Consider the following 15,327-nt stretch of genomic DNA (forward strand, 5'->3'; position numbering starts at 1 on the left):
CAAACCTAAGAGGATTCGCTGTTACAATACGACCAATCCGCTCAATTAAACGAGACACACCGCTTATGATTACTCAAATGATGGTTCAACCCTCATTCTGGGTAGAATCTGGAATCAAACTCACTCAAGTTAGGAACATATATTTATTTAACCCTGTTTTGTCACTCTGGCAGTAGTATAATAAGGTAAAAATGCTAGAACCAAGACACAGAGCATGGTACAGCCCCGTCCAGCCGCACCAACAGTCAAATTTGTGGACGAATATTGCCAGTGGTATAAAAGTCTGTTTCCAGATGTTAGGAGTTTCGAGGCTTTTAAATATCTCCATGTAGGCTGCATTTCTGATCTAAAACGTAAAACATTGCCAGAAATAGCAAAAATCGTAGGATTAGATAACCAGCAAGGGTTGCATCATTTTCTAACTACATCACCTTGGGATATAGAAAAGTTAAGAACCTTAAGGTTAGAGTTAATTTTACAAGTGCTAAAAGGTAGACCAATCATTTTAATTATTGATGAGACAGGGGATAAAAAGAAAGGGAGCAAGACAGATTATGTGAAACGGCAGTATATAGGAAATTTGGGAAAAACAGATAATGGAATTGTGGCAGTGACAGTATATGGTGTTTTCTGTGGGATGACATTTCCATTACTGTTTGAAGTGTATAAACCCAGGGAAAGATTACAGGCAGGAGATAAGTACCGCACTAAACCAGAAATAGCAGCAATACTGATAAAAAAGCTACAATCAATGGGTTTTAAATTCAACTTAGTACTTGCAGATAGCTTATATGGAGAGAGTGGTAAGAATTTCATATCTGTATTAGATGAACTAAACTTGAACTATATAGTAGCGATTCGGTCAAATCATTATGTAGAAATACTTCCACGACAACATATTCAATATTTAAAGTGGCAGAAGTTTCAAAGGGTATTCTCTGACTTGAGTCGGGAAAATCGATTTATTAGAGAAATTATTCCGGGAAAACGTGGAGAACTTAGATATTGGCAAATTACTACAGATCCAGAAAATTTGCCTGATAACACTACTTGGTATGTGATGAGTAAATATCCAGACATTACGCCAAGAGAAGTTGGAAATTTTTACGGTTTAAGAACTTGGGTCGAGTACGGGTTAAAACAAAGTAAGAATGAATTAGGTTGGTCAGATTTTCGCCTGACTCACTACCCAGATATTGAGCGATGGTGGGAAATTATTTGCAGTGCTTATTTAATGGTTAGTCTGCATTCGGAGCAACTGTTTCAGTCTCCATCACAACGAGAGTCAAAATTTGTTTCACATCCTTGGTGGGATAATGGAAATGGCTGGAAGAACATTCTTAACAATCTTCGTTTGATTATTCAACCTTTTACTTTATTTAATCTGATATATCCCTGGTTAACGGTTTTTCCTATTCCTCAATTAGCTTTGGGTTTTTTTAAACTTCAATCTATTATTTATAGCCTCACCAGTTCAATTTTTATATCCCTGATTCACCCTGATTTCTACTTTTCCTCTGCCTAGAGTGACAAAAGAGGGTTAAGAATTATGTCTATGTTATTAGCTTCTTGCTTGTTACCTTGTTTCAAGTAAAGGTCTTTGGCTTGAGCAAGTGATTTTCTACCAACCTGCTTGTTGTTTTGGCAAATCAAGCTCATTCCTCTTCCCTGATAACCAAAAGCTAATTTGGAGTTGAGAGCGATCGCTTTTTCAAAGTATTGTAGGGCAAGTTTGCAATTAGCTTGACGACGCTCTGGATTAATTCTGGCTATTTCTGGCATATCCGCATTCATAATTTTGTAGCCCCAATCTACATAATCGGTAGCAGTTTCTAGTCGCCTTGCTTGTGGAGATATATTTGATGTTGGTTTGAACCAGATGTATAGTCCCCCCAAAAATCCCAGCACTGCCATTCCCAGCAGATATGCCACAGGGTTGAAAGTAATGAAAAGAGAATGTAACATTATTTCTCTTTGCTCGTCATTCCAATATGACACAGCTTTTACCTCTGTGAAGTTGTTGCAACTGTCGGTTCCAAGAAGTTCTCGGTTCTAACTGTTTGGCATGAGATAGCTCTCTCTGAAGTGTGATTGCGGCTACATTGGGCATAGCTACAATTACTTTGGGTATGCTTTTTAGAAATTCCACAGGTGCAGGTGCGTGCTCCCTGTCAGCTACTAAATATAGAGTTCTCTTTTGATGAGGAGCGTTTAAAGCTGCTAGAGACATAGCTTCTATAGGTGTAGAAACTAACATTGCTACTGTGGTGGGACTGCCAAAGTTTTCACCCATACTCAAGTGAAACCAACCATGCCCAGACATCAAGCGTCGCCTACTGGCACTACAAAAACTATAAGTATCACCAGGGACTCCTAGCGGGTGCAAATATGCTCCCGTCACCTCAGCAGAAAGACTGCGGGCTAAAAATACTGCGTTACCTGTAATATCTGCATATATCAATCCACGCTGGTACAGAGTTTGTACCAATTTTTGGGGAAGAGAGCGATTGCGTGTCAGATATCGCTCAATTTCCAACCAGCGATTGCGATCCGGTGTTGGGGCTTCAAATATAGATGGAGGAACCTGTTGAGCAATATTTAAAGCTTGTCTTCTTGCCTGGTGAGTGACCGCAGCCAGCATCCCCTCTTCCCCAAAACAATCGCGCAACCAGACAACCGCATCATCGAAAGTACACTGGTAAACATGCATTACCAAATCCAACGCACCTTTACCAATGCTGTTGTGCAAATCATCGTGAAACGAAGAGTTGGTAATGGCGATCGCGTGATGGTTTGACAACCACTTACTCTTATCCTGCTGGTCTTGATTTAACCCCAGTTTATAAGCCACAGATTCCAACGATAAATCTTGCAAAAGCTTTATTTCCTGGCGTAGAGCAAGTAATTCTTTTTCTAAACTAGCCCTGAGTTTTTCGCTTCTTAATGCCGTTTTCTCTAATTCGGCTTTTTGTTTGAGCAAGCCAGTGCGATCGCTCAATTGGTAATTAATTACCTCTAGTTTCTCCCTTAGAACTTCAATCACCCGTTCTCGATAGGATTCGCTTGCTTCATGTATTCGAGGTTGAGGCAGGTAACTTTCTAAATCGAGGATTTCAGAAGAGCGAGATACGGCGGTGTAATATTTCTTAACTGATGTGTAGGTAGCAGCACTACCCTTAATGCCACGAGAAATACCTAAATGTGCAACAGCATCAGCAAAACTATCTTGCAGTTGAGATAGCTTTTCCTTAGTGCCAAACAATGCACGACAGTTGAGCTTTCCATTTTCGTCCAATGGCACAATGTAAGCATGAACGTGAGGTGTAATTTCATCTAAATGTAATTCAGCCCTCAGCAGGCGATCGCCCCAAGCAGAACACAACCATGTAAGTGTTGCTTGTGCAAAGTCTGACAAACGCTGTTTGTCCTGTGCTTCCGCCTGAAAAAGTCCTTCAGGACAAAAATATTCAGCACTGGCACTCAGTATCATCTCCACTGCTAAAACAGCATTAGAGCGAATTTTCTGCAACCCGATTTTATCTTTCACCAAGGCTACTAAATTGGCGTTGTCAGAATTACCAAAGAGCGTAACGTTTGTTACTTCTGGGTTTGCATTGAGTGTGTTTCTTGCTCTGCTAGTGTGAGCTTCGTTGCCCCCTAGCAATCCCCAGCTTTTAATTTTTTGTATTCTACAGACAGCTAGCGACATAACACTGGCGCGTGATGTAAGTACTTTGTGGATCAGCTGCCACGCTTTTAATTCACACAAATATTTTTTCAATCTCTTGTGGGGAAGCCACGCACCCTTACTGTTCCCCGAATTGTAGCAAGCAAGTAGCATTAGAACGGAAAGCCCGCTCTGAGGCTGCAAGTTGTATACCCGACAGCTGATATCAATTACATAATTTCATTGGATGTAATTATCACATTACGGTAATTAAAATTGCAATAAAATCTACCTTTAGTCTTACGTATTAATAAAAATCAGGGTCAATTTTTTTATTTAATTTCTGTGTGTTTTAACTGATAAAGTCGCTGATATGGTTGCTATAGACAGTTACAAATTGCAAGATCATATTTGCAAAAATAGTGTAATTATACACAAAATTATTTTTCTGTAGAGTTGCTGTAATTCATATTAGGCAATAGTTTCAGTATTTTTTTCTGCGTTCTGATAGATAAGTAACTTAATATAGCTTTGAGCTATTTTTATACATACTGTTTTACTGATATGTATGGTAGTAGAGAATCTGTCTGTTGTTCAATGGCAAGGCTTTATCAAAAGTTAGTTACTAAAAGAAGAAAGTAATATTTGAATTTATGGACAGCTTAGTTGAGTTAGTGGGCATTCAACCACAAAATATTTCTTTTCCATTGATAAGTAACGCTAATAATCATTCCTGGTTGCTCACGAGAGGAAGTTTCAAATTGGTAGATAGGATGAAATCCAAATTTTCTCAGGGTAAACAAAATAATTTTTGGGAATTTCTCTGCCACAAATTGTGTAGTGAGTTCACAATTTTAATTATGAGTGCCCGAAAATTTTTTTCGTTATTTAATCTGGACGGTACACATCATTTTTTATTGAAGGAAACTTTGAATTATTTTTATGTGCTGATATTGAATATACAACTAGTTAACATGAGTCTCAAAGTCTTGCTGTCAAGCTTTTACGGATTTTTCAAGGAATTTATTTTGAGAGGAGCTAACTGGAGCCAACTTTTGCACGCGAAAAATGCTGAATCCATAAGTCTCATTAATCATTAAGCTCCAAATGTCTCCACATACAGCATGTAAAAATTAATTTTGAATAATTTCCATGAAAAGAAAGACTGTAACTATCAATAATTTTGACTCTACTCCATTAGTTATTATTGCTCTGGACTTTGGGGGGAGCGGTACCAAAGGAATTTATTCTCTGTATGGAGGTTCGGAAGCGTACTCGATGTTTATGGAACCGGAAGTAGGGGATATAACGCAGGATTCCATTAAAACTCATGAACAAAATTTGATGGGAGATACTGATCCAGAGAACCGGGCGTGGGTGTCTGTTAATGGTCAGACAAAGGCGGTAGGATATTTAGCTCAAAATAAGTACTACGCTAATGCAGGACTAGTTGAGTTGAAGTACGAACGAGCGATTTATAAAACTTTAGCAGCAATTTGGGTAATTAAAGAAAGACTCCGGTTACCACTCAAAATAAGAATTGCACTCTCTGTTCTGTTACCGCCTGGAGAGTTTAAGAACAAAGTGGAATTTGAACAATTACTACGTACTTATAGTGCAGACTATTTGGCTAGTGGTGTGACGATGCAGGTAGAGTGCGTGATGTTCAAATGCTTGCCAGAAGGTGCAGGAATTTATTTATCTCACCAAAGGCGCATGGGAGAGGTATTGAAGCAGAAAGTATGTGTAGTAGTGATGGTGGGCTTTCGTAATACGTCGGTCTTGATTTCCTATCGGGGTATTGTTTCCAAAGAAGGAAAAACTTCTGACTTAGGGATGGTACGGATGCTAGAAAAAGTAGTCACTGCCACTTCAGGGCAAACTGTAGAGCGCTTGACGGGAGCGATCGCCCAAGCAGGATCTGAGATTGATACTCGTCCCCTAGTAAGAGTGTTGCGTTCTAGAAGTAGGGAAGGGCGCACATCTGAATTAACGACAATTGTAAACGCGATTAGAATCGCCCGATATGAATACGTTACAGCCCTCACGAGTTGGCTGGATCAGGTTGTGCCACTGGACGTAGAAGAAATATTATTTTGTGGTGGCACTGCGGATTACATAAAAAAAGAATTGAATTCGCATTATCCAGCTACACCTTGCATATTTACTGGTGTTTCGGTTCCCAAAACCTTAGATAAGCACTGTCTTGCCAGCCGTTTGGCAGATGTCTACGGAGCATTTTTATATTTTGACGAAAGAGTGAAACAGCATTTTGCTCGTCATGCTGAGGTTTTCAGCCATGTCTAACCAGGCTCGTATGAATTTTCGGTGGCGCTATCAGCCGCGTAACAAGATGGATGCTTTAATGCTTGATTACATTGCCACTAGTAGCGTTACAAGTACTACAGAGATGATATTGCTCGCCCTACGAGCATTCTGGTTACCATTGGCTATTGCTTCATCAGAATGTGACGAAGCTACTAAACAAAGAGTAGTCAGTGATGCTAGCTATACTTTGCTACACCAACTCACGCAAATTTATAGCGCAGCCGGTGTATCTAATTCTCATAATTTACTTTTGACTTTTAATACAGAGCGATCGCCTTCATCAAGTGACTCTAAATCTCATGCCCAAACCGTACAAGCTCCTCCCACTATAGAGGAACAAAAAGAAATGATAGGAAGCTTTGATTATGACATCAATTCTTTTGAAAACTGGTAAGTCAGTTTTTTACCACTAATTCACTCTACGGGCGAGGATTTTTTCCAATTACTACTTGAATCACTAATCAATTGGCATTATGGACTTTACAGCACCAACTCCCAATCCTGAAAAAAGAAAAAGAGGTAGGCCAAGAAAGAATGCTAATAATTTTGCTAGTGGCACTCTTAATCAGTCATCAAACTCCAAAGTAGAAAATGATGCTATGTCTACAATCAATGATAATCTTCAAATAAAAGATGTCGCTTGGGAACAAGAAATAGAAGATAATTCGATTCAGTTAGAAGGTGATATCCAAAAATTAGATGACATAGATACTAGAGGAGATTTACTGATAGAAGGAGAAAATCTTGATATTCCTACTATCTTCCTTGAATCTGAAGTAGATTTAGCAGCAAATGAAAATCCAGAAGAGTTGCAGATACCAACATCTGTTGATAGCAAAGTTAACCTAAATAAGCAGGAAAAAATTTTTAAAATATCTACAACTATTCACATTGTAGATGGAGAAAAAGGAGGCGCAGGTAAATCATTTTTATCCAGAGCATTTATTGAATATTGTGCTGCCATTGGTCATGATGTGGTAATTGTAGATGCGGATACAAGTAACCAGGATATTGTCAATATTTACGACAATGTAGAAACTGCATATTTCAGTGATGATGACAAGCTAGCTAAAGAGGCAGACACAATATTTGACTTGGCATTTGAAAACTCAGTAATTGTTAACTTGCCTGCTCAAGTTTACTCAAAAGTGACTAATTGGATAAAAGATAACGATCTGACTGAAATAGGCAAGGAAAATTCGATTAAATTCGTTAAATGGTTTGTGTGTACCGGTGGAGTTGATTCCGTAAATTTCTTCCTTAAGTCTTTAGAAGATTTGGGAGAAAGTATGCTCCATGTATTTGTGAGAAATCTGGGATTATGCGATGACTGGAAATATATTCAGGAGATGCCAGAGTTTGTAGCTGCTCAAACTAAATATAATTTCATCGTCATGGACTTTCCCAAGTTTCCCTTTTGGGAGCGAAACATGGTTGACCGATTGGGAGTGACTTTTGAAGCAGCGATCGCCCATCCCGATCTCAAGGTGATATCAAAGCAACGAGTCAAGAACTTCCTCAAGGAAGCTTACGCAGCCTTTGCTGGAACAGGGATAGTGCATTGACATCCTCTCCCGCTACACCTGCAAGGTTAGCGGGAGATTCCCAAGACTCACGACTTGGGTTTCTGTTTCTTTCCCTTACGGGTTTTTTGCAACTGCCCTTTAGACTTATGCCCATCAGGTCTTATGTTCGCTCCACAGACTGTAACGGTGTGTCCCACCGCCAAAATATTCCGGCTGGCGTTGATATCTCTGTCGTGGTGTGTTCCGCAGTTTGGACAATCCCACTCTCTAAGATTCAACGGCAGTTTATCAACAATATGCCCACAGTTGCCACAGCGTTTAGAACTGGGAAACCATCGGTCAATTTTTACTACTGTTCGACCATACCACTTGGCCTTGTATTCCAGTTGCCTCACCAGATCCGACCATGCAGCATCACTGATAGCACGGGCAAGTTTGGGGTTCTTGACCATATTCTTAACCGCCAAATCCTCAACCACTATCGTTTGGTTTTCACGAATCAGTCGAGCTGTCAGTTTATGCAGATGGTCAATTCTTGCATCAGAGATTTTAGTTTGGATTCGCGCTACTTTGAGTCTTGCCTTATCTCGGTTGCGAGAGGCTTTTTGTTTACGACTCAAAGACTTTTGCGCTTTCCTGAGCTTTTGATAGTGCGCCTCATACGCTTTAGGATTAGCAATCTTTTCACCCGTACTCAGGGTAACGAGACTGCTAATGCCAACATCCAGTCCCACGGCGCTATCAACGGGCGGCAAAGTTTCGTCAGACGGATCGTTGATTCTCAAACTAACAAACCAACGTCCAGAAGGCTCAAGTCTAATTGTGATGGTTGTAGGTTCACATCCCTTGGGGATCTGCCTAGACCATTTAATTGGCAATGGTTCAGAACATTTAGCCAAGTAGACTTGTCCATCTTTCCACCTGAAAGCAGACTTGGTAAACTCTGCGCTACCTCCACTACGTTTCTTTTTGAAGTTGGGGTATTTCGCCCTACCAGCAAAGAAATTGGTGAAAGCAGTTTGCAGATGTCTCAAACCTTGTTGCAATGGTACACAGCTAACCTCATTCAAAAACTGGAGGTCATCAAGTTTTTTCCACTGCGTCAACATCGCAGAAGACTGAACGTAATCAACCTTCTGTTGCCTCTCATACCAAGCTTCGGTTCTCGCCGCCAAAGCTTTGTTAAATACCAACCGCACACAACCAATTGTCCGGCGCAATATCTGTTCTTGCTCGGTAGTTGGGTAAAAACGGTAACGGTAGGCTTTTTCCATACTTCACATTTTATCATTAAATCTGTGAAATACGTACAACCCGCTATGTTTCAAAGTTCATTTACTCACTCGCGGTCACTGAGCTTTGTCGAAGTGTCGCTCACCCCTGAGTCGAGTTGTTGCATAGCAACGACTCGACTCAGGGGTGAAGCTTCTCGCTCGTCCCCATTCCTGCGCCAGCGCTGCGGGAGGGTTTCCCTCCGCAGGCGACTGGCATCCTCACCGCCAAACTTTCCTGCGGAACGCTACGCGAACGTTGTGGCAGGAGTCTCCTGGGGGTGCTAGATGACAAGCAAAGAAGTAGATGCAGATAGAGTTGACGAAGATTTTTTTCCCACTCCTTCTGACCAAACAGCCGTACCTTTGACTCCTGATAAATTGCTGGCCGAAGCCTTGCAGGGAAAAAGCGAAGCCTTTAAGCGCCGAGTCATGGATTTTGCCCTTAGTAGTGGTCTATCCCAAGATGATCCTTTATTCTTAGTGTTAGTTGCTACCGGACAACTAGAAGCAATGCTGAAAGATGCACCCGACACTTTGCAGTTGCTGTTCAAGAACTGGAATCGGGACTTAGCTCGTAACTTGGAACTAGTGGAACAGGTGGCAGTCGAGCGGCAGAAGGTTGCTATAGGTAGAGCAGCTCACGCCCTCATTCACAAAGCACAGCTAGCAGAGGGCAGAAAAATTCTCACTGCTGTATTTCCTGCGGCACTCTTACTATTTTTTATCTTGGGCATGGGCTTCATTATGGGCATGAGCGTCCCACCTTGGATTGCTGGAATACTGGGTGGAGGATATACAAATGTACAGTCAAATCTCTTGACTTGGAATGAATTGGAAGCAATGAATTGGGCAATGTCCAAAGAGGGAAAGTTTGCTAAAAATTTAATCGAGTGGAATAAGGGCTACCTAGAGAATGGACAGTGCCTTAAGGATGTCCAAAAGTTAGGAATCGTCTTGTCACAATACGGACGTAAAGCCAAGTCAGGACATTGCCTTATCTGGGCTACCCCTCCAGATAAGCGTAAGTTTGTTGAGTGAATGCAAACAATTTTGATGGTTTAAAGTTTCCAAATATTAAGCAATTTAGCTAAGAATCCAGGAGTCAGAATTAAGGAGCCAGAAGAGTTAAAGAATGAGGAGAAATATTTGAGGGAAAAAGAACTCAGGAGCCAGAATTCTGAATTCAGAATGAATAGTGGGGCGAAGCGCCACCAGCAGTTAAACCTACTAAATCAAAGAAGAAATAGAATTCTGACTGGAGGCGGAGGGTCTCCGGCTCCGCTCTGGATGCTGACTCCTGAATTCTGCTTAAGAATTAATTTACTAATCTACTAGATAACCTCTAAATTCTGACTTCTGACTTCTGACTCCTGGGTGCTGAATTCTTACCAATTTAGCTATAAGAATTTGCTTAATTCTGCATTTGGCTAAAACTCTTCCTCTTTCTGCCAACCGATTTCTCTCACCTGTTGTTTTTCTTGTATAAGTGCCTTTTTTTCTATTTCTTCATTGGGATCATATAAGTCATCCAGACTTACATATCCTTCACTAAGCAGTTCTTCAGCAGTCATCGATGCTACTAGCTGGTATCTGCTTTTTTTTGCTTGCTTAACCATCTGCTTCGCCTCTTGTGCGATACCAACTCTCATTCTAATTTGTATTCACTTATTTTGCGGAATTAATAGTGCTTAACATGCTTCTATGACTCTAACGCTCAATCATTTTGATACAAAAACTAAGCAAGATACAGGGGTAAAAGAAAAACTTGATAACACACTGGCTGAATATTTATTTCCAGGTGTGCAGTTTAGCATTGGTACAGCTTATCTTGAAGCGACAGTCCCAGAAGATTTGGGAGAGCATAACGGCATGACTCTACAGTTTTCGGCAGGTAAGAGAATGTTTTTTGCCGACAACCCTACTGTTCGCCAACAACTTTACCCCAACCCTTCAGATGGAGCAGCTTACCCTTTACCTTTCACACCTTGTCAAACTTTTCAAGAATTACGAAATGTCAGAATTTTAGTAATTGATGATACGACCGGAGAAAATGGCGGTGTCATAGCCAACAACGATGCCAAAATGTTGGTCGGTGATTGTAAGGGTTTAATAGATAAAGATTTTGCTCAAGCCAACAATATAAAACTGCGTGCTTTTCAATTTAGGCTTGGTATCAAACCCCAACGAGAAAGCCCAGAGATGCGAATTGCTAAAGGCACGCTGGCACCTGCAAGGCTAGATAAACTTGGAGAGACTTTTTTTAGGATGGGCGGTAGTCTAAAAACAAGTAATTTGCGTACTAAAACAGGCTACGACATGGTACTTGCAACCTCTTCTTTTAAAGGCAGAAAAGGAGAAGATGCCATTAAGCCAGGAGAATATATGCTCACTATTGGTTTGGGTGTCAAAGCAGTGGCTCAATATCGGGAACACAGTTTAGGAACTCAAATTTTAGTCAATTATCCTCAAGCAGTGAAGCATGAAATATTGCCCATTATCAAGCAGCAAGCAGAAAAACTAGCTCAAGACCAAAAAGACCCCAGGCGACTAGCACTGCGATATATTGAAACTTACGAACGCCGCAAAGCTTTATTATCTAAAATCATTAATATTGAAGCAGATATCGAAGACAAATTTGGCATATTCGATACTTTAAGTTCGGGTAGTGAAAGTGGAGAGAACCAAGAAAGTGAATCTTTAGAGCTAGAACCAAAAGACTTATTAATGTATTCGTTATTAAAAACTGACATAGAGAATTATTGCCAGATTATTGAACATCCCAAAATCATTGCTGAACTTCAAAATTTTGTGCGTAAACAATGGGTTGAAATTGCCACTGGACGCTCTATCAAGTTTACATCTGGTCTGGCTCAACCAAATTTAGATTTACAAAGTGATGAAATCTGCATACCTTATATTCAAGAGGGAGAAGAAATTATAGTTACTCGTTCGCCATTGATTAACTCGAATGGCGTGATTACTTTAAAAAACAAGCATCTACCACAAATGCTAGATGGTTGTGTCTACATAAATCCTAAAACTGCAATGGAAAATATGCAGTGTGATTTTGATGGTGATTTACTAGCTTTTGCTCAAGCTAAAGACTTTCCTCAGCTAGCAGCAGAAGTGAAAGAAAAAAACTTGCCAGAAAATCGTTATCCCGATATCGTCAAGAAAGCTAAAGTTCCATATCAAGGTACGTTTGAGGAAATTGCTGTATCAGCAATGGAGAATAAAATTGGGATTATTGCTAATGAAATTCAAAAAAATGTAGCACTGCAATGTGAAATTGATGTCATACCCCACGAAGAAAAAAAGAATTACCTCAGGCAAGTATCAGTACATTTAGAGAATGTACTGGCTAAATACCAAGCAGGTAAATTACAAGTTCCAGATAAAATACTTCAGCATATAAGTCAAATTACTCAATTACAAAGTGCAGCTATAGATAATAATCAAGTCGAAAATCACTTGCAGTTAATCAAAAAAATATTGAAAGATTGCCTAGCTGAACTAGGTAATGAGCTACAAGTAGCGGCTGATGGGCCAAAAAGTGCTTTACGACCTGAAGATTCTATTATTCAATACTGTCAGACTATAACGGCTTACAAACAAATTGAGTGGTTGGCTGATAAAAAAAATCCAGAGGCTTTTACGAATAGAAGTATGAAGACTAATGGTTATAGTCCGATTGATTTAATGATTAAGCAGACAAATCAAATTTTTGAACCAAATCAACTTGTTGCCCAACCCGTTGAAACTTTTAGAAACTTGTATCCAGGAGTTGAATATAGCCCTGTTCAGAAAGAGTATGCTCAAGAGATAAAAAATAATTATAACTTATTAGTTAAACAGCAAATTGAATTAGAAGAACAGAGAAAGCTAGAAATAGGCCCATATATGGTAATTACTTCTCCAACTAGTGGGAGAACATTAGAAATTACTAATTTAATTAGATATGAACCAGCTAAAAACCCGAAATTTTGGAAAACTACAGAAATAAATATTCAGATACAATCGAGAAAACCGACTCCTAAAATGCCACATCATTTATTGGCTTGTATTAAGTACAATACTCCCGAGGGTGCAGAAACAGTTGTACCACTTGGCACAATTAGTCTTAAATCAGTTCAAGAGCATAATCCACAGCCAGGAATGATAATTAATCAAGGTAGTATAAAATTTAATTTTGGCATTAGTGAGGGTATGATAGATGCCTTAAAACAGCAAAATCAAGAATATATAGAATCTATCAAAAATAATCTTCAGCCAGTAGAAAAGTTACAGTTAGCAGCAGTTATTCACGACGTGAGTCACACAGAAGAAAGTAAACAATATTCAGGCTTACGTCGAGCTAGTGTAGCGTTTTCTTTGTTCACCGATGAAGTATTAGCTCAACTGAAGCGCTTGCAATTGACTAATATGAGAGTAATTGGAACTCAGTTTAATGAATATGCTAACAGAAATTTTAGAGGTGAAAAGGTTGCCATTAAACTTGAGAATGCTGCTCACCCCCGCGACCCATGCCTGACCGCTCGTTGGATAATAGTCGAAGGTAGAAAACTTGGTACTATTGATGCTCGTTCTCCTCATCTGCTTTCTGGATTTCAGGCGAGCGCTGCTATTACTTCCTCTCCCAGTACTAGTGTTATTGTTACAAGTTTAAAAAATTCCCATCATAAGTTGCAAATTGATAATATTAATAAATATGCTTTCGCTGCTCATCAATGGCAAGGAGAGCAAGCTAACATAACTCTGGAACTGCGGCGAAAAAACCCTTACCAATCACCAATAGTTTTTGCTACGATTGGAAATCAAATATTGGGAAGTTTAAACAAACAATCAGTAATTTTTTTGCAGGAAAGACTAGCGAAAGTCAGTAGAGAAATTCATGGTTTTACGATTGTTGGTACTGTTAGTCATGCCCCTGCTAGTTATGTAGATATCGTCATTGATCCGGCGACTGTTAAGTATCCAGAAATTCAAATAGAAGAGCAAGCTAGTCAAAATTTGGTTAAAGACCAAGTAGTTCTCTCATCTCCTAAAGAACAAGAAGATATTGAGCCGGCGATTACCACTGTCGTATTTTTTGAAGCCCCGGTTGACCAAGCACATCAAGCTAAAACCCATATGGTTATGTGTAACATGGTAAAGCGTGCTGTTGACCGAGCAGTAGAGCGAGGCTTTAATACAGTCCACTTTGTGAATGCTTCACCATACAAGTCAGAAAATCCCTCATCAGTTTTGCTGACAATTCAACAACTGGCGCAAACGCGAGAAGATATCAAAATTGATTTATCTACCGCAGCCAATGTAAAAATTGCTGTGCAACTTTTAAAACAACCCGATGATATAGTTATTGGAGTCGGCAGCATAGAAACATCTGGAATTATTAACTATGTAGCTCATCAAGGAATACCAGTAGCAGCATACATTCCAGAAAATGGAGAGTTTGATAGGCGTAATTTACCCCAAAGAGAGGCTACTACTCAGAAGGTCGTTACAGTAAAAACAAAAGATTTAGAATACGAATGCTAGGTAAGTTTGTATTTAGCTCCATAATTGAGGAGTTAGCAATAAGTAACGCTCCGACCTACAATAAGGACATTCTGAGCCAGCATTAATTGCAAATAGACTTATAAAGAATAATTTTTATAAGAACAATTAGTAATAAAGTTTCAAAAAGCCTCTTGATATACTTCAGTCAAAGTATCATGAAATCCCCATCCCATTCTTGATGTATTTTCCATAATCTTTCGACAACGCTGTTGAAAGATATCTTGTAAATTGGATTTGATAATAATTCCTACAGCCTGCTCATATACCCCTTCTATACTGAGATAGAAAGGCTCATCAATATCCCCATAAGCCTTGGTAAATTTGACTCCTTGCTCTACATAAAAAAGCATGACATCAATCAGAGCAGCATCGGTTTTACAGATTTTTTTGTAGTCAGAAATAGCTTTTTTAGCCACAGAAAGTCTAGCCTTACCCAATCCGCGAGTGGGAAAAAACTCCGATTCAATAATTTTTTTGTACTTAGTAGCAATTTCTTTATCTTCTTGGGGATAGAGCTTAATTTGGTAATAATCTTTCACTGATGGGAACTTCTTAAAGAGTTCGGCAATGTCCAAAATCAATTCTTCTTGAGAACAACTTTTGAGATATTGTTTGAGATGGGTGAGATTTATTTTTTGCTGTGTCATTTTATGCATCAGTCAGGTTCATGAGAATTGACAGATTCTACAAATAATTAACTCACTCATAAGCGTGAATTTGAAAAAATTAATTCTGGGTTATTCATCAAAGTTGATACTAAAATTAACTCCTAATACCTCTTCTATGCGCCGTAAAGTTTCGATTGGCAAAGCTTTTGTTTCTTCAGCTTCTATTTTGTACCAATTCATAGTTGTCATGGGAATTTGACGGCAGATTTCAGCTAAAGAGCGCTTATCGGCTTCTCTTGCTTGTCTAATTCTCTTTCCCAGACTGGGGATTTCTACATCTATCGTTCTTCTAACTTTCATTGATG

13 protein-coding genes are annotated in these 15,327 nt (G+C 39.4%); 6 read left to right on the forward strand and 7 right to left on the reverse strand.

From position 1 onward, the window contains the following. Positions 1-214: 214 nt before the first annotated feature. A complete protein-coding gene (locus tag HGR01_RS38135; protein ID WP_096621593.1) occupies positions 215-1,525 on the forward strand; it encodes an IS701 family transposase in 1,311 nt (436 codons plus the stop codon). Here the strand turns inward: HGR01_RS38135 and HGR01_RS38140 are convergent. From HGR01_RS38140 to HGR01_RS38150, 3 genes are all read right to left on the reverse strand, one after another. After that, the gene (locus tag HGR01_RS38140) at positions 1,522-1,998 is read right to left on the reverse strand and encodes a hypothetical protein (protein WP_168161034.1); all 477 of its coding nucleotides are present in this window, start codon (positions 1,996-1,998) and stop codon (positions 1,522-1,524) included. The two genes, HGR01_RS38135 and HGR01_RS38140, sit on opposite strands and share 4 nt — an antisense overlap. Further along, complete coding sequence (mobV, locus tag HGR01_RS38145; protein WP_045873576.1) at positions 1,982-3,709, reverse strand: MobV family relaxase; 1,728 nt, start codon at positions 3,707-3,709, stop codon at positions 1,982-1,984. The genes HGR01_RS38140 and mobV overlap by 17 nt, the downstream gene beginning before the upstream one ends. Positions 3,710-4,338: 629 nt before the next feature. Further along, positions 4,339-4,497, reverse strand: coding sequence for a hypothetical protein (locus HGR01_RS38150; protein WP_264267643.1), 159 nt, complete (start codon positions 4,495-4,497; stop codon positions 4,339-4,341). Positions 4,498-4,819: 322 nt separating this feature from the next. On the opposite strand from HGR01_RS38150, the gene HGR01_RS38155 reads away from it, so the two are divergent. From HGR01_RS38155 to HGR01_RS38165, 3 genes are all read left to right on the forward strand, one after another. After that, on the forward strand, positions 4,820-5,974 hold the full coding sequence (locus tag HGR01_RS38155) for a ParM/StbA family protein (RefSeq protein ID WP_045873574.1): 1,155 nt from the start codon (positions 4,820-4,822) through the stop codon (positions 5,972-5,974). Then, entirely contained in the window at positions 5,967-6,389 is a 423-nt protein-coding gene (locus HGR01_RS38160) for a hypothetical protein (RefSeq protein WP_045873573.1), read from the forward strand. Before HGR01_RS38155 ends, HGR01_RS38160 begins: the two co-directional genes overlap by 8 nt. A 205-nt stretch (positions 6,390-6,594) precedes the next feature. Beyond that, a complete protein-coding gene (locus HGR01_RS38165) occupies positions 6,595-7,560 on the forward strand; it encodes a cobalamin biosynthesis protein CobQ (protein WP_235623117.1) in 966 nt (321 codons plus the stop codon). A gap of 47 nt (positions 7,561-7,607) precedes the next feature. On the opposite strand, the gene HGR01_RS38170 is transcribed toward HGR01_RS38165, so the two are convergent. After that, positions 7,608-8,795 carry an RNA-guided endonuclease InsQ/TnpB family protein gene (locus tag HGR01_RS38170; protein WP_045873571.1) on the reverse strand — a complete coding sequence of 396 codons (1,188 nt, stop codon included), beginning with the start codon at positions 8,793-8,795 and terminating at the stop codon, positions 7,608-7,610. A 285-nt stretch (positions 8,796-9,080) separates the two neighbouring features. On the opposite strand from HGR01_RS38170, the gene HGR01_RS38175 reads away from it, so the two are divergent. Next, positions 9,081-9,833: a DUF6753 family protein gene (locus tag HGR01_RS38175; RefSeq protein ID WP_228045670.1), complete on the forward strand. Its 753-nt coding sequence runs from the start codon at positions 9,081-9,083 to the stop codon at positions 9,831-9,833. 389 nt (positions 9,834-10,222) lie between these two features. Here HGR01_RS38175 and HGR01_RS38180 read toward each other — a convergent pair whose 3' ends face one another. After that, a complete protein-coding gene (locus HGR01_RS38180) occupies positions 10,223-10,444 on the reverse strand; it encodes a hypothetical protein (RefSeq protein ID WP_052335375.1) in 222 nt (73 codons plus the stop codon). A gap of 52 nt (positions 10,445-10,496) precedes the next feature. On the opposite strand from HGR01_RS38180, the gene HGR01_RS38185 reads away from it, so the two are divergent. After that, the gene (locus HGR01_RS38185) at positions 10,497-14,333 is read left to right on the forward strand and encodes a hypothetical protein (protein ID WP_045873570.1); all 3,837 of its coding nucleotides are present in this window, start codon (positions 10,497-10,499) and stop codon (positions 14,331-14,333) included. Positions 14,334-14,473: 140 nt separating this feature from the next. On the opposite strand, the gene HGR01_RS38190 is transcribed toward HGR01_RS38185, so the two are convergent. Together HGR01_RS38190 and HGR01_RS38195 are read right to left on the reverse strand one after the other, a co-directional pair. Continuing rightward, the gene (locus tag HGR01_RS38190) at positions 14,474-15,001 is read right to left on the reverse strand and encodes a DUF6155 family protein (RefSeq protein WP_081584128.1); all 528 of its coding nucleotides are present in this window, start codon (positions 14,999-15,001) and stop codon (positions 14,474-14,476) included. Between the two features lie 90 nt (positions 15,002-15,091). Beyond that, a complete protein-coding gene (locus HGR01_RS38195) occupies positions 15,092-15,322 on the reverse strand; it encodes a helix-turn-helix domain-containing protein (protein ID WP_045873569.1) in 231 nt (76 codons plus the stop codon). Between the last annotated feature and the right edge of the window lie 5 nt (positions 15,323-15,327).

This window comes from Tolypothrix sp. PCC 7712 (assembly GCF_025860405.1).
Classification (GTDB): domain Bacteria; phylum Cyanobacteriota; class Cyanobacteriia; order Cyanobacteriales; family Nostocaceae; genus Aulosira; species Aulosira diplosiphon.